Annotated in this window: 18 protein-coding genes; 2 read left to right on the top strand and 16 right to left on the bottom strand. The window is 38.8% G+C overall.

Annotated elements, in window-relative coordinates:
- Positions 1-48 precede the first annotated feature (48 nt).
- Together PGS38_RS04945 and PGS38_RS04940 are read left to right on the top strand one after the other, a co-directional pair.
- The gene (locus tag PGS38_RS04945) at positions 49-1179 is read left to right on the top strand and encodes a glycoside hydrolase family 27 protein (RefSeq protein WP_118640349.1); all 1131 of its coding nucleotides are present in this window, start codon (positions 49-51) and stop codon (positions 1177-1179) included.
- On the top strand, positions 1179-1370 hold the full coding sequence (locus PGS38_RS04940; RefSeq protein WP_022461561.1) for a hypothetical protein: 192 nt from the start codon (positions 1179-1181) through the stop codon (positions 1368-1370). Before PGS38_RS04945 ends, PGS38_RS04940 begins: the two co-directional genes overlap by 1 nt.
- Positions 1371-1434: 64 nt before the next feature.
- Here PGS38_RS04940 and PGS38_RS04935 read toward each other — a convergent pair whose 3' ends face one another.
- From PGS38_RS04935 to PGS38_RS04860, 16 genes are all read right to left on the bottom strand, one after another.
- Entirely contained in the window at positions 1435-2277 is an 843-nt protein-coding gene (locus tag PGS38_RS04935) for a metallophosphoesterase (RefSeq protein WP_158583742.1), read from the bottom strand.
- A 76-nt stretch (positions 2278-2353) separates the two neighbouring features.
- Positions 2354-3364, bottom strand: coding sequence for a glycosyltransferase family 2 protein (locus tag PGS38_RS04930; RefSeq protein ID WP_118640347.1), 1011 nt, complete (start codon positions 3362-3364; stop codon positions 2354-2356).
- The gene (locus tag PGS38_RS04925; protein WP_118640346.1) at positions 3351-4139 is read right to left on the bottom strand and encodes a glycosyltransferase family 32 protein; all 789 of its coding nucleotides are present in this window, start codon (positions 4137-4139) and stop codon (positions 3351-3353) included. Before PGS38_RS04925 ends, PGS38_RS04930 begins: the two co-directional genes overlap by 14 nt.
- Positions 4129-5424 (bottom strand): ABC transporter ATP-binding protein, encoded by a 1296-nt coding sequence (locus PGS38_RS04920; RefSeq protein ID WP_117804738.1) that lies wholly within the window; start codon positions 5422-5424, stop codon positions 4129-4131. Before PGS38_RS04920 ends, PGS38_RS04925 begins: the two co-directional genes overlap by 11 nt.
- A gap of 10 nt (positions 5425-5434) precedes the next feature.
- On the bottom strand, positions 5435-6304 hold the full coding sequence (locus PGS38_RS04915) for an ABC transporter permease (RefSeq protein ID WP_118600888.1): 870 nt from the start codon (positions 6302-6304) through the stop codon (positions 5435-5437).
- Positions 6305-6320: 16 nt separating this feature from the next.
- Positions 6321-7532 carry a Coenzyme F420 hydrogenase/dehydrogenase, beta subunit C-terminal domain gene (locus tag PGS38_RS04910; protein ID WP_118600889.1) on the bottom strand — a complete coding sequence of 404 codons (1212 nt, stop codon included), beginning with the start codon at positions 7530-7532 and terminating at the stop codon, positions 6321-6323.
- A gap of 12 nt (positions 7533-7544) precedes the next feature.
- Complete coding sequence (locus PGS38_RS04905; protein ID WP_118600890.1) at positions 7545-8696, bottom strand: glycosyltransferase WbsX family protein; 1152 nt, start codon at positions 8694-8696, stop codon at positions 7545-7547.
- Positions 8683-9675: a glycosyltransferase family 2 protein gene (locus PGS38_RS04900; RefSeq protein WP_118640345.1), complete on the bottom strand. Its 993-nt coding sequence runs from the start codon at positions 9673-9675 to the stop codon at positions 8683-8685. Before PGS38_RS04900 ends, PGS38_RS04905 begins: the two co-directional genes overlap by 14 nt.
- 3 nt (positions 9676-9678) lie before the next feature.
- A complete protein-coding gene (locus tag PGS38_RS04895) occupies positions 9679-10458 on the bottom strand; it encodes a glycosyltransferase family 32 protein (protein WP_118600892.1) in 780 nt (259 codons plus the stop codon).
- Entirely contained in the window at positions 10455-11525 is a 1071-nt protein-coding gene (locus PGS38_RS04890; RefSeq protein ID WP_118600893.1) for a glycosyltransferase family 2 protein, read from the bottom strand. The genes PGS38_RS04895 and PGS38_RS04890 overlap by 4 nt, the downstream gene beginning before the upstream one ends.
- 13 nt (positions 11526-11538) lie before the next feature.
- A complete protein-coding gene (locus PGS38_RS04885; protein ID WP_055220466.1) occupies positions 11539-12555 on the bottom strand; it encodes a glycosyltransferase family 2 protein in 1017 nt (338 codons plus the stop codon).
- Positions 12548-13654, bottom strand: a complete 1107-nt coding sequence (locus PGS38_RS04880) for a polysaccharide pyruvyl transferase family protein (protein ID WP_118600894.1) — start codon at positions 13652-13654, stop codon at positions 12548-12550. Before PGS38_RS04880 ends, PGS38_RS04885 begins: the two co-directional genes overlap by 8 nt.
- A gap of 2 nt (positions 13655-13656) precedes the next feature.
- The gene (locus PGS38_RS04875) at positions 13657-14856 is read right to left on the bottom strand and encodes a glycosyltransferase (RefSeq protein WP_118600895.1); all 1200 of its coding nucleotides are present in this window, start codon (positions 14854-14856) and stop codon (positions 13657-13659) included.
- On the bottom strand, positions 14853-15551 hold the full coding sequence (locus PGS38_RS04870; protein WP_199671268.1) for a glycosyltransferase family 32 protein: 699 nt from the start codon (positions 15549-15551) through the stop codon (positions 14853-14855). The genes PGS38_RS04875 and PGS38_RS04870 overlap by 4 nt, the downstream gene beginning before the upstream one ends.
- Positions 15552-15577: 26 nt before the next feature.
- Entirely contained in the window at positions 15578-16408 is an 831-nt protein-coding gene (locus PGS38_RS04865; protein WP_118600897.1) for a glycosyltransferase family 2 protein, read from the bottom strand.
- Positions 16405-17421 carry an EpsG family protein gene (locus tag PGS38_RS04860; RefSeq protein ID WP_158579550.1) on the bottom strand — a complete coding sequence of 339 codons (1017 nt, stop codon included), beginning with the start codon at positions 17419-17421 and terminating at the stop codon, positions 16405-16407. The genes PGS38_RS04865 and PGS38_RS04860 overlap by 4 nt, the downstream gene beginning before the upstream one ends.
- Positions 17422-17497 lie beyond the last annotated feature (76 nt).

The raw sequence follows: 17497 nt of genomic DNA, 5'->3' as shown, positions 1-17497 counted from the left end.
AATCCATCTATACTCAAAGTACATCAAAACTTACGGGAGGTCAATACTATGATCAAACTTACACCGCCGATGGGCTGGAATTCCTGGAACACCTTCGGAGAAAATATCAATGAAAAAATGATTTTTGAAACTGCTGATGTCATGGCCGAGAGCGGCCTGCGCGATAAAGGATACGAATATCTTGTCATCGACGACTGCTGGTCTTTACGTGAACGCGATGAAAACGGCCATCTTGTGCCGGATCCGGAAAAATTTCCGCATGGTATGAAAGCCGTTGCCGATTACGTTCATTCCAAAGGGCTGAAATTCGGTATGTATTCCTGCGCCGGAAACATGACGTGTGCCGGCTACCCTGGCAGCTATGAGCACGAATTTGTCGATGCGGAAACTTTCGCATCCTGGGATGTTGATTTCTTAAAATACGACTACTGCTACCACAGCCCGATCCTGCACGGAAAATATCTGTACCGCCGCATGGGACTGGCACTCGAGAACTGCGGCCGCGACATTCTCTTCTCTGCCTGCTCCTGGGGTGCTGATGAAACGCATGAGTGGATCAAAGAAACCGGCGCTTCCATGTGGCGTTCCACCGGCGACATCTTTGATACCTGGGATTCTGTCAAAGATCTCGTGGCACAGCAGGAAAAACTGCATCCGTACAACGGCGTCGGCTGCTTCAACGATATGGACATGCTGATCGTCGGCATGCATGGAAAAGGAAATGTTGGACTGGCCGGCTGCAGCGATGTCCAGTATCAGACACACTATGCACTGTGGGCATTCCTTGGCTCCCCGCTGATGATCGGCTGCGACATCCGCGAGATGAGCGACGAAACCCGCCGCATTCTCATGAATGACGAAATGATCCGCATCAACCAGGATCCGCTCTGCCGTCAGCCGTATAAAGTGAAAAACCATGCATGGAATGACAAGGTTCTGATCTATGTGAAGGCACTCGCAGACGGAGATCTCGCCATCGGTATGTTCAATCTCAGTGATGAAAAATCACGTGCAGCCATGAATCTCGATGAAATCGGCCTTCCGTTCTCCACTGGCCGTACTCTGGAACTTACTGAGGTCTGGACCTGCGAGAACCTGTGTGCAAACAATGCATCCCTTGTCACAGAGCTCGAGCCATTTGCATCAAAAGTATACCGTGCAAAGGTCGTAAAACTCTGATGGCACGCTGTATGCAGTGCGGCAAAGAACTCACACATAACGAGATCGGCGCCCACCGTAAATTTATCAACCGCGGCGCAGAACAGTTTTTCTGCAAGCAGTGTCTTGCCGAGCATCTCGGTGTAACGCCGGAGCTCATTGACGAAAAGATCGAACAGTTCAAGCGACAGGGATGTACCCTGTTTGTATAAGGCCGCTGCATGTAACGCACAGAGTCAGATTTCCATGCATCAGGAATCCGGCTCTGTGTTATTTTTATGTTTTATGAAGGTTTCCATCCGGAATCAGCTCCACGCAGACAATCTCGGGAATGTTATTGAACCGCGGAACCAATTCCGTATTTCCAAGTCCGGACGACAGCACCAGATGCCGTTTTCCATCCTCCGAATCAAAAATCCCCTTCAGCTGTCCCGGAAACCATCCCATGTCCGGCGCATAAACACCGCCAATGCCAGGCAGAATGACCTGGCCGCCGTGAAGATGGCCGGAAAATACGCAGTCAATGTCCCACTCCTCCAGCCCGTCATTTTTCAGCCAGGCAATCGGAAGATGGCTGAGCAGGATTTTGTAACGGTCGGTGTTCTCAAAATCCCACAAGAACTTACACTCTCCTAGATCCGCTTCGCCAGTTTCCAGATATTTATCCGGGAGACAGTAACCGTAAATGCCGCCGATACGGAGGGGCTGGCTGTTGATGGTGATGTCTTTATATTCATAGTTCAGGACGGTGGCGCCGGCAGATTCGTAGAGAGCGGTAATGTCTGTACCGTAGTTCTGCTCGTATTCCAGTTCATGGTTGCCGAGGGAGACGTATGTTGGGGCGATTGCAGATAATTCTGCCAGCAGCGTTACCACAATATTATTATCTGGCTCATTTGCATTTAGAAGATCACCGGTGATCATAATCAAATCTGGTGACTTCATTGCTGCTTTAGAAATCAGATGTTTATTATCCGAACCAAAAATGCTGTTATGGAGATCTGTTATTTGTATCAGACAAATTTCTTCCGAAATTTTCTTCGATTGCAGTATATATGTTATGCTGTTTAGATTATATTTCGATTTTATAACACTTTTTCCTGTTATGCACAGAAGCATAACAACCAATATGCCCACTACCCTACGCAGCTTGTACCCGTTTTTACATCGTTTTCTCATTCTATTTCTAACCATCTTATATTTTAGATCGAATCATTCTCAGCAGATTCTGCCATTGTCTTCTCACTCTAAAAAAGTTGACTTTCTCAGGATATGCTAATACATAAAAATCATAATTATTTTTAAAGCGTACAATCCCCTCTTTTTCTGCCTGCTCCAGTGCTTCTCTATACTGCTGTTGAAATTTTTCTCCTCGTTCTTTATCAAAACCTTCTTTCCATTTTTGGCACTTTATCAAATCCCACTGCGCTGAATTCAGCAGTTTTAACAATGCCGCCTGATAAAGTTCTTTACACCTTTTTTTCTTAAAAAATTTTATTCTTTCTTCCTGTGCATCATATTCATCAAATCGTTTATTGAGCGTCAAATTTTTTGTTATTCCACACGGATTTGTAAAATAGAAATAAAATACAATATCTGTTACTGCTATTCTCTCACTTCTATAATACAATTGATACGTAATATATTCATCTTCAAATAACCTCCCTTGCGGAAAACGGATTCCATTAAATACTGTTTTCTTAAATAATTTTCCACAACAGGATATATATTTTTCCACGTTTTGACCACAAAAAAGTTTGCTTTCAATTTCCAATCCAGACTGGATTTCCACACAATTCTTGATTTGTAACTCAGCGCATGTATCTACTTCTTCTATCTCAGCAAAATGTTTTAATCCGCAGATAAAGATATCCGCATTTTCCTCTTTCAAAACTTTCAGCTCTGTTTCAAGCATTTTACTATGCACCACATCATCCGCATCAATAAACATTACGTATTCCCCTGATGCAATTTCTAAGCCCGCATTTCTAGCAGAAGAAAGTCCCCCGTTTTCTTTATGAATCACCGTTATTGTCTTCTGTTTTTCAGCATATTCATCACATATCTCGGCCGAACCGTCAGTTGAACCATCATCCACTAAAATAATTTCATATTCCTGACAACTCTGTGCCAGCACACTGTCGATACACCGTTTTAAATAGCTTTTCCCTTGATAAACCGGAATTATAATACTAACCGTTATCATATCTGATCCATCCTTTTATTTTCAAGTAGATTTTTTCTCCCAAAAGCTTTTTAATCATACGATTCGGAAGATATTTCCAATCATTTTTCTTTTCCTCTAACAATGCCTGACGATGTTTTTTATGATACTCTTTTTCTGCTCTTTCCATCCAGCTTGCATGAAACCAATGAACCGAAATTGTTTTTTTTGATTTTCTTCTATATCCTGTTTCAAAATCAATGGGGCACATACAAATGGATGGTAAAATCATAATATTTCCCTCTAAAATCTGCTGCTTATCCTTTTGTTCCAGTCCGTGTTTCAAAAAGATTTCTGTATTAATAACCGGGCATGTCTTCTTATTTTCTGATCCGTCCTCTAAAATAAACGGGATCGTTTGATACATCTCCATCATTTCATACAACAAACCGCATCCCCGTTCAGCGCCAAATCCAAGCCCCGTAGAAATATATTTTTTATTTTCAAATCCAAAAAAAGCACTGTATTTTAGCAGAAAATCAATCTTTTTCACTAATTCTACATCTGTATCAAAATATATTCCTCCATATTCATACACAACCCGGAGTCTTACATAATCTGTAACAAATGCCCACTTTTTCCTATGATATGCGTCAATTACATACTGCGGGCATTCTTTTATATTAAAATTTTTTTCATTCCATTCTACAATAAGATAGTCTGGACAAAACTTCTGCCAGCTTTGCATGCATCGCCTGACCGAATCTGGAATTGGCTTTCTCCCAAACCAGCAATAATGTATTTTTTTAGGAATCATCTCTTTCACCCACGCATTTCAAATCGTCTAATCGAATTTTTCCCCAGGCATTTACGTTCCAGTTAATCTTTAAAGCATGTTTACTATCCTGAATTTCAAATGTAAATGCTGGAAACACTGCATCCAGGTCATCGTAAGTTCCCATTTCGTTTACATTATAAATCACCAGCAATACGAAATATTTTCCCGGTACAAGTCCACGCAGCAGCAATTCCATTTCCAATATTTTGCTTCTTCCTGCAAAAAAGGATGTAAATTCCTGCAAAATTCCCGCCGCAACAGATCCTCCATCTGCTGATCTTATTTCTGCCCTCACGGATAGATTGGAAATATTTGTTTTGGCCTCAACCGACAAATCAAATTTCAGCTTTTCCTCAAATTCATATACCGGTACCTGTTTGTCCACAAGATGCACATGTGTCATTTTCGCCTTAATAACTGGCGGCAGATGTGCCATTCTCTTATTTTTCAGATCAATATCTACACTTCCGTTTTTAACAGCTGTATCCATATACAAATCAATTGCTCTTTCTACCCCGCCGTCAAATATCAGTTCGCCGTGATCCAGTACAAGGCAGCGGGTGCAAAGCTGACGAATGGTATTCATATTATGACTCACATAAAGAATCGTTTTTTCTTCTGAATTTGCCGCCTTTCCCATCCGTCCAAGACACTTCTGCTGGAATTTCATATCTCCGACAGCCAGAACCTCATCCATAATCATAATTTCACTATCCAGATGAGCTGCCACAGAAAATGCAAGTTTAACATACATCCCACTGGAATATCGTTTTACAGGCGTATCGATAAACTCTCCACATTCGGAAAATGCAATAATCTGATCCAGTTTTTCTCCGATTTCTGCACGGCTCATCCCCAATATTGCCCCATTCATATAAATGTTTTCACGTCCCGTTAATTCCGGATGAAATCCCGTTCCTACTTCAAGCATAGATGCCACACGGCCATTCATTCCAATGCTTCCTTTTGTTGGTGCCGTTACTCTTGACAGCAGTTTCAGCAATGTCGATTTTCCTGCTCCGTTGTGTCCGATAATCCCTACTGCTTCTCCTTTTTCTACCTCAAATGAAATATCCTTCAGCGCCATAAAACGTTTTCCATACTCTGGTGTTTTCTGGCCTATTTTCAGTGTCGGATCTTCTTTTTTTCTTATTTTTGCATGGAATCGTTCCAGATCTTCCCGTAATGTTGTTCCCCCGATTGCACCCAGTCTATATTCTTTTGATACATGATCTATTTTGACCATAATCTGTTTTTCTGCCATCCTGTTCTCCTTAAATGGTATCCATAAATGTTCTTTCCACTTTATTGAATAACACAATTCCAAGTACAAATAAGATCATTGTGTTTCCCCACCCCACTCCATAGTATCCTGCATGAAAATATCCTGTTCCGAAAAAAATATAGCGGAATGAAGTGATGATCGGCGTCATTGGATTCAGCATATAAATCTTCATATATTTTTCAGGTACAAGCCGCAATCCATATGCAACTGGCGTTCCATACTGCCATAATTGTAATCCAAAGCCTATCAGCATCGCCAAATCACGATATTTTGTTGTAAGCGCTGAAACAATAATTCCAACTCCCATCGCCAGCATCATCATCTGAATGATCAATATTGGAAATAGAAAGAGATACCCGGACAATCGAATTTCCATTTTCCCTTTCCATATAAAATACAGCAAAAAAATCAAAAACATGGCAAATTGAATACCGAAGGAAATCAAATTAGATATGGTTGACGCTGCCGGAGATACCAGCCTTGGAAAATATACCTTTCCCATAATAGAACTGTTTGTTATAAATGTGTTTGCCGTACTGCTGACCGTCGATGAAAAATAGCTCCAGCAGATCGTACCTGCCATATAGAACAGAAATGCCGGAATTACGGTTTCTTCTGTCGCTTTCACATCCAGCGTAGTCAGGTTTGCCAGTGAACCAAAAATCACAGTGAACACTATGGTTGTTAACAGGGGCTGTATCACCGCCCACAAAGGCCCTAAAATTGTCTGTTTATATTTTGAAACAAAATCTCTTCTCACAAATAAAAAAATCAGGTCTCTATACTCATATGTTTCCTTTAAATGAAGATTGATCCATTTTGAATTTGCCGTAATAACTGTTTTAAATTGTTGTTCCATCTTTTTCTCTCTAACCTTAAACTTTGATTTTTCTTATAAATATTTTGATTCTTTTCGGTATCATGAAACGAAGTTTTCTCACAAACAGAATTCTGTTTCTTCGTTTCTGATACCACCGTTCCACACATGCATAGTTCTGTTTTTGCAGTTTCATTACTTTCTCCCGCTGCCGTTTCAGTACAGACGGCTGTACCAGCTGTGCATTATATTTTGCTGCCCGCTGATAAGATGACGGATATTTTATAATGTTACTTCCATATTTCGCAAGCATAGTCCTTCCCTGATCATTATTCACAATCAGACAGGAGACTCCTTTTTCTTTCTCTATTTCACCTCCATATTTTTTCAAATATTCCGGGTGCACCAGCTCTATCCCCCAATAATCTCCTATGGTAATATCACCCTGACGATATTCTGATGCAAACGGACAAAAATAGCAGCTTTTCCGGTATGTGTATCCATTTAAAAACATTTGATAATAGGAGCTTTCTTCCGGTTCAAAATATCTTTCTTTCTGACTTCCATCCCTGTTCTCCAATATCATTTTTCCGTATAACTTCCACCCGCTGCTTTTATCTCGAAAATAAAATCCTGCTATTTTTTTTCCTTCTTTCGATTCTATGTATCCTAAATAATTCTGGAATAATTTTGCGCTCGGTACACCATGACATATAATTTCTATTGTATATAAATTTGCATACGTTCTCTGAAGGTATCCTCTCAGTCCTGCTATCTGACAAGGCGTTCCACTAAACAACACAGTCTCGTTATGTTCCAGATGCCGCTTAATTTCAACATATACATTTTCCAAATTGCTTTGTACATATTTTGAATCCTTTAATTTACAAAGTTCCTCTATTTTATCTATCCCGATATGTTTTATTACTAAGTTTTGGTTTTCATAAAGCATAGCACATCCATAGACAATTCCTTTTCTTTTTAGCACTTCCTGCGCCAGCACGGTAAAGATTCCCCCCGAAGCATTTTCTTCCAGATCAGCGTCCTTTGCCTGTGCCGCATACGTTTCTTTTCGTGATTGCTCTTTTTTCTCAAAACTGCAGACTTTTAAACATTTTCCGCACTCCGTACACTTCGATTCATCTATTTTAGGATAATCAAAACCATTTTCATCCTCTTCCATGTAAATCGCATGTCTGGGGCAGCATTTACTGCAGGCTCCACATCCACAGCAATTTGTCTCATTCTTTTCGGAAATTATATTTCTCATTTACCCTTTTCCCTATTCTAATGCTTCTTTTATTGCTTCAAGCTTTCGATACTGATATCTTGTGTCCGGTTCCAGAAAAGCACCTTCTCCCCATTCATTCCATGCATTAATAAATATTACCGGCTTTTCCTCTTTCCGTGCTCTTTGTACCAGTATTTTCATATATTCAGCAAACTTTTCTACGGAAAATCCACTGACCATAACTCCATGTTTATTTCTTGGCGTATTATCCCAATCCACAAAACACCCCGGCCAAAAATTTTTCTTCCATTTCGCATTTAAAATCAAATCCCATATCTCATCGTAAAAATACATTCCCAGACTCTGCTCTTTCTTCCAATACATTCTTCCTTTCTTCTTTCGACATTTTCGATAAAACGACACCATTTCCTCTCCACAAAAGTTTCTGATCAAAGAAATTTTTCTGCTTGTTCCAGGCAGCTCCTGGCTTTCGATATTTCGTGAATATACAGGCTCAAATTCAATTTGATAATCAAAAATATCGTTTCTGTAATACATATCTGAATAATACGCCGGAAATTGAAATGCCAGACATAAATCCGGAAAGCCTTCTTCTTTTGCTCTTCTTCTAAAATACGATGCCATCTTATAAATATCGATCATTTGTTCCGGCTTATAAACAACGAGCAATGGGCACCCATCTACTGTTATATATCGTTCATCTTGAAAAAAATTCAGCAGATACTGAAAGTGCCGTTCCCACTCTTCTTTTCCGCCATAATCCTGCTCCATGATGATTTCCTGATCTCCACCATCCCAGTTCTTACTCCAGTTTTCATTGGCCCAGCAAAAGCAAAATGGGATCTCTATTTTTTTGTTTTTCAGCATTTGTTCCGCCGGTTTTTCCAACAACTTCTCACCATGTTTAAACCAATAATGATAATAGCAAAATCCGAAAATCCCATATTTTTTTGCCAGATTACTCTGCCAGATCTTTACCTGATCATCCATTAAATCATAATAGTTAAGGTCCAGTGGGATTTTGGGCTGATCATGCCCGGAAAATAATGCTTGTGCTTTTCGTACATTTGTCCATTCGGTAAACCCCTTGCCCCAGCATTGGTCGTTCAATGGTATTGCATGAAACTGAGGCAGGTAAAATGCAATCAGCTTAACTCCTTTCCCATCCTTAACTTCTGCCATTTTTCTTCCCCTCACCTTCTGTTTTTTCCATGATTTTTTCAAAACATTCCAAAAGACATCTCAAACGAGTTTCAAACTGAAAGCTCACACCGCTTTTCTTCTGAATCTCAGCAATTTTTTTGAGTCTCTGATATCTTAATGCACGAAATTTATAAAATTGATATATGCCTTCTCTCCCATATCGTTTCCAGAAATACGTCATCGTTCCATTTATTCGAAGGGTGAATTGTTTTTCATTAAAATCATGCTGTTTCTCTAAAGTCGCTCCCTCCAGATGAATAATCTTTGCCTGTGGTATATTATAAATTTTTTCACCTCTTTTTTTAATTCTCCAAGACAGCTCTTCCTCCTCTGCATACATAAAAAAATCCTCATCAAATCCTCCCAACTGCTCAAAGAGTTTTTTCTTCACCATCATGTCTGCCCCAAATATATAGGCAACTTCTATCTTTTGATTCGTATCGTTAAAATCTTTTCTTCGTATCTGCAATGCAAGATGTTTTCTGTATAATTTTTGTTCTGCTTTTGACAGCATCAAATACCGCCAGGATGCATATCTCTTTTCCGTTCCCAAATCATCAAACCTTAAACAAAAAGACGGACACGGCATTCTCTCCGGTGTATATAAATTTCCGCCTGTACATCCCATATCTGGATTGTTTTTCATCTCTTCCCATAAAATTTTTACTGCATTGTTCATCAAAACCGTATCGGGATTAAGAAAAAATACATAATCCCCCGCTGCGTATTTTGTTCCCAGATTGTTCGCTTTTCCAAATCCAAGATTTGTTTCTGTCTCTATCATCTTAACGCTGTTTTCAAATTCCGCCTGTAATCTTTCTGCTTCTTTGTTCTTTGATGCATTATCCACGATAATAATCTCAAATTTTACATCCGCAGTTTGTTGAAATATTGAATTGACACAATCGATTGTTAAGTCTATGGAATTGTAATTAACAATAATAATTGAAACATCCATACGCTATCCTTTCCATTTTATTTTTTCCTTTATGCTCTCATACCTCTCTTTTCCTAAAATACTTCTGCATATTCTGTTCGGCAGATGAATCATACAGTCCATATTTCTTAGATATTTTCTTTTTTTCTTTTCTTTTTCTGTAAGCCATGATGCTTTAAAATGATGAATCGAATATGTATTATCTGTCAATTCACACTTATGACTTTTCCAATTGATCGGGCAGAAATACTCTGCTGGATAAATATGAAACTTACAAATTTCCTGTTCCACATTTTCTTTCTTCATTCCCAGTTTTACCAGTGCCGCTGTGTTATAATAAGGACACGTTTTTAAATTTTCTTTTTCCTGCTCAACAAAATCAATCTCTTTATAAATATCCATCATCGCCTTCACGACCGGATGAAAAGCAGATGCGCCAAACCCCTGTCCCGTATTCACATAAACCTCATCACATTCTTCATCCACTTTCTTCTCAAATCCGATATAGCCATCTGTTTCTAACAAATCATCCAGTGATCGAATTAGTTCAACATCCGTATCAAGATAGATTCCTCCATACTGGTAAATAATATCCAGTCTGGCATAATCAGATACAAACCCCCAGCGTTTTGCCTGATACGCCTGCTCCATATATTTATTTTTATGAACATCATAATTCTTGCTGTTCCATTCCATAATTTCATAATCCGGACAATATTTCTGCCAGCTCTTAATACATTCAATTACCAGCAATGGTTTTTCGTTTTCCCCAAACCAACAATAATGAATTTTTTTCGGTATCATATAAACTCCTGGCAATAAATAGAATATTTTGCATAATCTTTATTTAAAATTGCTTTTGCAAGAAAATAATATCTGTCCTTTTTTTTCAAATACTCTTTAAAATTAGTACAGACAAATTCACATTCCCCTGCAAATACAGCCTTTTTTATTTTTTCCGGCAGCATAACAATCCTCCGGCAGGTAAATACAATCTGTCTCATTACCCTTTGATAATTCTCGTAGTCAAAAGGAATCTCCATTTTCTTTTGAATCTCAGCCATTAACAGCATAATCCAATAAGAATCTACTCTTTTTGGATTTTCATCATGCTTCTGTGTAATACTCTCTCCATGAATTCGATATGCATACACTACATCAGACAAACAATCCACTTTATTCGCCATTGGAAAAATCACAGCTCCGATAATTGCATCCTCATACCAATAGCCCTCCGGAAATTTCAATTCTTCCCACAGTTTTGCTTTCATCACCTTTAAACAGGGGCCTCCCCAATATTGATTTCTTTCTTTTGGCAAATGTTCTTTTTTTATCATTCCAAGAAAACCATTTTTATCAAAGCGATAGCCATTTCCCTCTACAATATCCGCATCTTCCAGATACGCTTTTGACAGCAAACACTCTATTGCATTCGGTAATAAAACATCATCCGAATCAACAAACATAATGTATTTGCTTTTTACTCTTTCAAGTCCTGCATTTCTTGCACCCGAATACCCTTTATTCTCCTGCCGAATAACTTCTACACATGGATTTTTTATGTATTGATTTAAAATTTGCCCGCTTCGATCCGTCGATCCATCGTCAATTGCAATTATCTGAAAGGAATATTTTGTTTTTTGCAGGACGATCGACTCCATACATTCCTTCAGCCAGTTTTCCGAGTTATATACAGGCACTATAATCGTGAGATCATATCGAATCTCTCTGCTCCTGTTTTCAGAAAATACATCCGGCGACACGGGCGGTGCAACATCCATCAGTATTCTCTTCGCATCCTGTGAAGAAAGTGTAATCTTTTCTTCCCGTATCTCATAAGCAATCCATGCCGCTATTCTTTTAAAAATCATTTTCAACCTCCCTTTAAATCAGGCTGAATATCCACCACCAGTTTTTCTTTATCATATACAACAATATTTTTTGTTTTTCGGGCACATCAAATTCCTGTATTTTTAATGGACATCTTCTCACTACAGGATCGTTCAGTAGTTTCCTACAATACACTTTTCTCTCACTCCTGTCTGTCATTTTACCTCTTTCCTTCAGTCCAACTAATATAACAAACCATGTCAGCCAGTTCAATTGCTGCTCAAAACAATACTCTTTTCTATTTTTGAATTCTATCTCTGCATGTTCTATTATTTTCTTACACGATTCCCATCTTCCCTCTCGAAATGATTTCGAAATAGAATCTGGATTATACCAGTAATGATAAATTCCGGCTTCTTCTTTATAGTAAAATTTTTGTGTACATAAAATCACTTTTGCACTGAAAAGGATGTCTTCACTAAACTTAATCTCTTCGAAAAAAAATATCTGATTTTTCTTCAAAAAATCCGTTCTATACAATGCTCCCCATGCCCCAACAACAGGTCCCAAAGTTAATTGCCTCGTAGCCAGCAGTCTTGGATATATTTCTTGTAAAATTCTCTTTCTATCATAAATTCCTCCCTGCATTTCTCTTACTGTTTCCACTCGACATGGAACATTTCTTTCCATCCCTGGCCATTCTGTCCGAAATGCTCTATATCTGACGAAATCTACCTGATATTTCTGCGCCAGCTCATAGAGCTGCTGCAGACCGTCTTTTTCCAGCCAGTCATCACTGTCCAAAAAGAAAATATATTTTCCAGTTGCCACTGTTATTCCCCTGTTTCTTGCAGACGCAAGTCCTCCATTTTTTTTATGAATCACTCGCACTCTTCTATCTTTTTCCGCATATTGATCACATAAAACCGGACTCTGATCCGGTGATCCATCATCAATCAATATGATTTCTATATTTTCTACCGTTTGATTCCGCACGCTGTTTACACAACGTTCTATGTAGGCTTCGACGTTATAAACGGGGATAACAACAGATATTATCGGCCTATTCATTTTTCTTTTCTCCTGTTATTTTCGCTAAATATTCTTCTGCTTCTTTCCTCTCTTTCTGCAGGATGAACTCGATCCTTTGCCAGTTTATCTTTTTTGCTGTCTGCAGTTTTTTCACATGATCCATCTTCCTGTCCTCCACTCCAAATACTTTCAATAAATCATTCACCCGCGTATTGATACGTTCTTTTCTTTCGATCACAAAAAATTCTTTATGGAAAATTATTGCAAACACTGTTGCATGAAATGAATTAGAAACTACAGCTTCCGCATTTAAAATTAAATTTACAAATTCCAACGGCCCAATATCTGCACATACTTTGTCACAGATTTCTGTTTTAAAAACCGACCAGATCTCTGTTTTTGTTTTTTTAGAAATTTTTTCCGCAATTTCCTCTGCCACGCAGTTTTTATCAAAATCATAAAGCAGCACATACTTTTTATTCGTCTCTGTTTCCGGCAATATTTTTTTCCACTGACACTGTTTCAGCAAAAAAACGGGATCACAATTTCTTTGAGACTGAAGTCCCATTTGCTTCACCAATGCAGCTCCTGTCTGCTCTCTGACCGAAACAGCATCAAAGGATTTAAGCCATTCCTTCATACGCTGTCGGTCTTCTTCTTTTAACGCATCAACTGCAAAACTCGCCGCATACGATGCCCTTCTTCCCTTTTCCGTAAATTGCAGAAAGAATGCAGGATCTTTTCCATTTGGAAAGATTGGATTCCATATCTGATCGCTCCCTGCCAGATACAGGTCTGCTTCTTCTATATTTTTTAGTTCTTCACACGTTCTATATGTTGTATCTGTCAGTTCTAACGCATTTTTCCGGAAAGCATCAAATCTATATTTTCTTTTACTGAATAATTTTTTTATTCTTCCTGGCATCTTCACCAGCAAATAAATCTCTCGAATTCCTGCCCTGTCATATTCTGGATTATTTACCGCTTTCAGACTATAATGCCTGCTTAGGTAGTCCGGCTTATAGTCAATAATTTTCACCTCATGACCGCAGTCTTTCAAATATTGCATTAATGCATATGCCTGTAAGCTTGCGCCTGCATTATATACATCATAGCAAGTGATAATTCGTATTCTCATTTCTATCCTCTGCAAATACACTCTATTTTGTTGATTTCCTGCCTGTTAGAATAATCCTTTTTCCTGCACTCCTGCACCAGCTTTTCAAGCCGCTTCGGTTCCCGTAATATTTCACTGATTTTTTCTCCACACGCTCTGTTTTCCAGCGGCACTATGATTCCATCTATTCCGTTTCTCAGCTGACTTTCTGCTGTTGGATATCCCGTAATAATCACCGGTTTTCCAAGCATTTGAGCTTCCCTTACAGCTACACAATTCCCCTCATATCTTGATGGCTGCACATAAACATCACACGCCCTGATATATGGATATGGATTCTCTTTTTTCCCCAGAATTTTTACATATTGTTTCATTCCTGTCTCACATATTCTTTTACGGATTTGCTTTTCATTTTTTCCAAAACCAATTAAATACCAGGTTACTTCCAATCCATTCTGCCTGATTTGCCGACAGATATCCGGCACATTATCAAAATTTTTAGCATAGCAGAACCTGCCAATTGACAATATTTTTATCCCCGATGCATTCATTTCTTTTTCCACCGAAAAACTTTCTGCCTGTCTTTTGATGAGCTGTTCCGGCAAAATATTTTTTATCAATATAATTCTATTTTTTAATGTAGGAAATTTCTTCAAAAATTCTTTTGTAACTGCCTCTGAGATAGATGCGATATAATCATATGCCTTCCACATTTTTGTTTCGGATAAAATATCAATCTGCACCTGGGAATAGTCCGTATGGATCCATGCGATCTTTTTCTTGGCATTTACTTTCTTCGTTACAATATAATGTGGTGTCAGAAAACTTACCGCCAGATCATACTCCTTTTGGGGTTGTATTCGCGGCATAAAAGGGCTGGTATATTTATAGCTATATTCTAAGTTCACATCACTGTCTCGGTAATTATGCTTATGATCATAAATCACCGCCGCTGTTTTTCCATATAGCCTTGCCATTGTTAATAAAACATGTCCCTCTTTTAAAGTTGCCTTCATTGGGTGCGCCAAAACTGTATACGCAGCTTTTTGCGGAAGCAGATGGACTTTATCCGGAATCGCATCCATTAATTCTCCTTCCTGACGAAGCAAAAAAAGATCTATTTCCCATTTGCTTTCATCCAGTGCTTCTAAAAATCCTATCAGACTTCTTTCCGCACCACCCAATTCCAATGCATGTGATACAATTAACATTGTTCTCTTCATATTCGAAACCTCTTAAATACATCTACTCCCCAAATCCTATGAATCGGTCTTGTTATCTTCCCTCGTAATTTTTGTGCTGTGTTCATCCAGGATGCCGCATACCAGTGAATAGAAACCGTATCTGCTGTTTTTTCCAGCTTTCCCGTTGCACTGTCATATGGATTCAAAACATTCACCGGATACACTGCCGCTTCCCATATTTTTTGTTTCTGCCCATTCTGTTTTAAGCCTAATGCGGTCAATGCTTTTGTATTCAGTTCCGGACACATTCTTACTCCATTCTTTCCATCCAGCAGCACATCATATTCCTTCAGCATCGCCCGAAGCACTGCTCCATGCGCAGCGGATCCAAATCCCAGTCCCGTATTTACATACCGCTTATTTTCAAATCCGAAATATGCATCTTCCTGCAATAGCTTTTCCAGTGGCCGAATCACTTCCACGTCTGTATCCAAATAGATCCCTCCATACTTTTCCACCGCCCAAAGTCTGACATAATCGCTTAAATATGCATATTTTTTTTCCGCATAGCACATTCGTGTATATCCATTCATGTCTATGTCAAAATTTTCTTCATTCCATTCGATCATTTCATAGTCCGGGCAATACTGATGCCAGCTTTCTATGCACTTTAAAGCCAATCGGGATTTCTTCCCTTTCCCAAACCAACAATAATGTATTTTCTTCGGTATCATGTATCCATCCCTTTCTATCACATCTTTTATTCACTGGCTATCATTCCTGCATTGCTTTCTAATTTTCTTTTATGAAAATAGTCATAGACTTTCTCTGGCAAAATTCCCACAAGAATTGGCCGCATCGTATATAGGTATCCGCTTATCGGCAGCCCCAGTTTTCGGACCGCTATTCCTTTTACGTAGGCCTCATTTATTCTGTATCGAAGCTTTCTTCTCTTATATGCTGCTCTGTCATCCCGCATGAGATAAAGCTGTTTTGGAATATTTTTACCTCTGTATCCCGCCTCATACATTTTTATCCATAAATGATAATCTTCTACCCGTAAAATACTTTTTTTCTCTGTGTATCCATCCACTGCATCGTATGCTTCTTTTCTTACCATACATGGTGCATGGCAAAACGGAGATCCATACAGAAAATCCTTTTTCTTTGGATATTCCGGATGACTTATCTTTCCCCATATTCCTGTTTGATCAAAATATCCCATATCTGTGCTTACGATTGAAATTGTTTTCTCTGTTTCCAATGTTTCATATTCAGCCGCAAATCGTTCCGGCAGACAGATATCATCCCCATCCATTCTTGCAATGTACTTTCCTTTGGCCGCTTTCAGACATCGGTTCAAGGTATAATTAAGTCCCCTGTTTTCTCTGTTTCTCAGTAAGATCATTTTTTCCGGATATCTTTTCCTATAAAGCTCTGCCACTTCGTACGTTGCATCGGATGATCCATCATCGCACATAATCAACTCCCATTCTTTCATTGTCTGGTTTAAAATCGATTCAATTGCTTCTGACAGCGTATCCGCACAGTTATACATTCCCATAATTACACTGATCTCTGGATTTTTCATATAAGCCCCCATATAAAATGCATCTGATAATAAAAGAATCCAATATATCCCAAAACAGCAGCACTTTTTATAATTTTCGCCGAATTCTCTGTAAAAATATTTTCCATTTCCCAGGGAAGCAAAATGGACGCAGAATACACAGATCCATAAGAAATCAGCCGTCCTATGAATATACCGGAAGTTTTCATCGATACAACTGCAATTCCACTTGTTAGGATTGAGAAGTTTGTCATAATGTTAACTACCGGGTTATCCGCTTCTTTGATCTGCCTGCGTCCAACCACAGAAAAAATCATAGGAATAGAATAGACGAATACTCTGATTGGATTGGTTCCATTATCCTCCCACTCTTTCCAGTCCGTTACCATATTAGAATACTGTGTATTTGACAGCGCATCGTTCATCCCATCTGTAAACCTGTTTACAAATATCAGTATTAAAATGCATCCTAAAATACACAGCACACTCTTTTTATTCCATGCTTTCCCCTGCACAATAAAGATAATCGGTACCATAAGAAGCGCTGACGCATGGAACGTTGCCCCTAACAGGATAATTACTGTCAGTGATACATATTTTCTTTTCAGAAGCAATGGAAATCCCGCCATAATAATTGCAATTGCCAAAAACTGGCGAATACCATTCTGACACCAGGACATGTAATCCGTTCCTGCAACAAAAATAAATATACTCATCCAATAGTTTTCACTATATTTCCGGTAGATAAATGCCATGCATAACATTTGTATTGCAGCTATGATCAGAAAAAAACAAACAGATGAATTTCCAATAAAGCTTTTTAAAACCACCATGAAAACGGAAAAACCTTTATCTTTTTTTATTCCCTGAAGATAGAATGGGAGCTCAGCTAGCCTATTCGGTGCTTCGCTGAAAACTCTCCGGTATGCATAGGTGTCTCCAAAATTATCAGATCGTAATGCTGCTGCTATTATGTACGGAATCACCAGCAGCACCGCCGGTGCCATCTGCCATCTTTCTTCGATCCTTCCCATAACGATCTCCTGCTTTTTCGGCAGAAATCTTGTCAGAATTATCCCTGCTGTCAAAATCCAAATTAATTGAAACCAA

Origin of the sequence: Fusicatenibacter saccharivorans, assembly GCF_027667425.1 — a bacterium.
GTDB lineage: Bacteria > Bacillota > Clostridia > Lachnospirales > Lachnospiraceae > Fusicatenibacter > Fusicatenibacter saccharivorans.
Note: the sequence above shows the minus strand (reverse complement) of the source record. Positions and strands in the feature narration are given on the sequence as shown.

Coding starts and splice junctions, on each gene's coding strand:
- PGS38_RS04870 (WP_199671268.1), bottom strand. CDS start 15,551: ATGATACCGAAGAAAATACATTATTGTTGGTTTGGGAAAGGGAAGAAA.
- PGS38_RS04895 (WP_118600892.1), bottom strand. CDS start 10,458: ATGATACCGAAAAAAATTCATTATTGTTGGTTTGGGGAAAACGAAAAA.
- PGS38_RS04890 (WP_118600893.1), bottom strand. CDS start 11,525: ATGATTTTTAAAAGAATAGCGGCATGGATTGCTTATGAGATACGGGAA.
- PGS38_RS04920 (WP_117804738.1), bottom strand. CDS start 5,424: ATGGCAGAAAAACAGATTATGGTCAAAATAGATCATGTATCAAAAGAA.
- PGS38_RS04935 (WP_158583742.1), bottom strand. CDS start 2,277: ATGCTTCTGTGCATAACAGGAAAAAGTGTTATAAAATCGAAATATAAT.
- PGS38_RS04875 (WP_118600895.1), bottom strand. CDS start 14,856: ATGAAGAGAACAATGTTAATTGTATCACATGCATTGGAATTGGGTGGT.
- PGS38_RS04900 (WP_118640345.1), bottom strand. CDS start 9,675: ATGGATGTTTCAATTATTATTGTTAATTACAATTCCATAGACTTAACA.
- PGS38_RS04930 (WP_118640347.1), bottom strand. CDS start 3,364: ATGATAACGGTTAGTATTATAATTCCGGTTTATCAAGGGAAAAGCTAT.
- PGS38_RS04905 (WP_118600890.1), bottom strand. CDS start 8,696: ATGGCAGAAGTTAAGGATGGGAAAGGAGTTAAGCTGATTGCATTTTAC.
- PGS38_RS04880 (WP_118600894.1), bottom strand. CDS start 13,654: ATGAGAATACGAATTATCACTTGCTATGATGTATATAATGCAGGCGCA.
- PGS38_RS04945 (WP_118640349.1), top strand. CDS start 49: ATGATCAAACTTACACCGCCGATGGGCTGGAATTCCTGGAACACCTTC.
- PGS38_RS04925 (WP_118640346.1), bottom strand. CDS start 4,139: ATGATTCCTAAAAAAATACATTATTGCTGGTTTGGGAGAAAGCCAATT.
- PGS38_RS04940 (WP_022461561.1), top strand. CDS start 1,179: ATGGCACGCTGTATGCAGTGCGGCAAAGAACTCACACATAACGAGATC.
- PGS38_RS04860 (WP_158579550.1), bottom strand. CDS start 17,421: ATGGGAAGGATCGAAGAAAGATGGCAGATGGCACCGGCGGTGCTGCTG.
- PGS38_RS04915 (WP_118600888.1), bottom strand. CDS start 6,304: ATGGAACAACAATTTAAAACAGTTATTACGGCAAATTCAAAATGGATC.
- PGS38_RS04865 (WP_118600897.1), bottom strand. CDS start 16,408: ATGAAAAATCCAGAGATCAGTGTAATTATGGGAATGTATAACTGTGCG.
- PGS38_RS04910 (WP_118600889.1), bottom strand. CDS start 7,532: ATGAGAAATATAATTTCCGAAAAGAATGAGACAAATTGCTGTGGATGT.
- PGS38_RS04885 (WP_055220466.1), bottom strand. CDS start 12,555: ATGAATAGGCCGATAATATCTGTTGTTATCCCCGTTTATAACGTCGAA.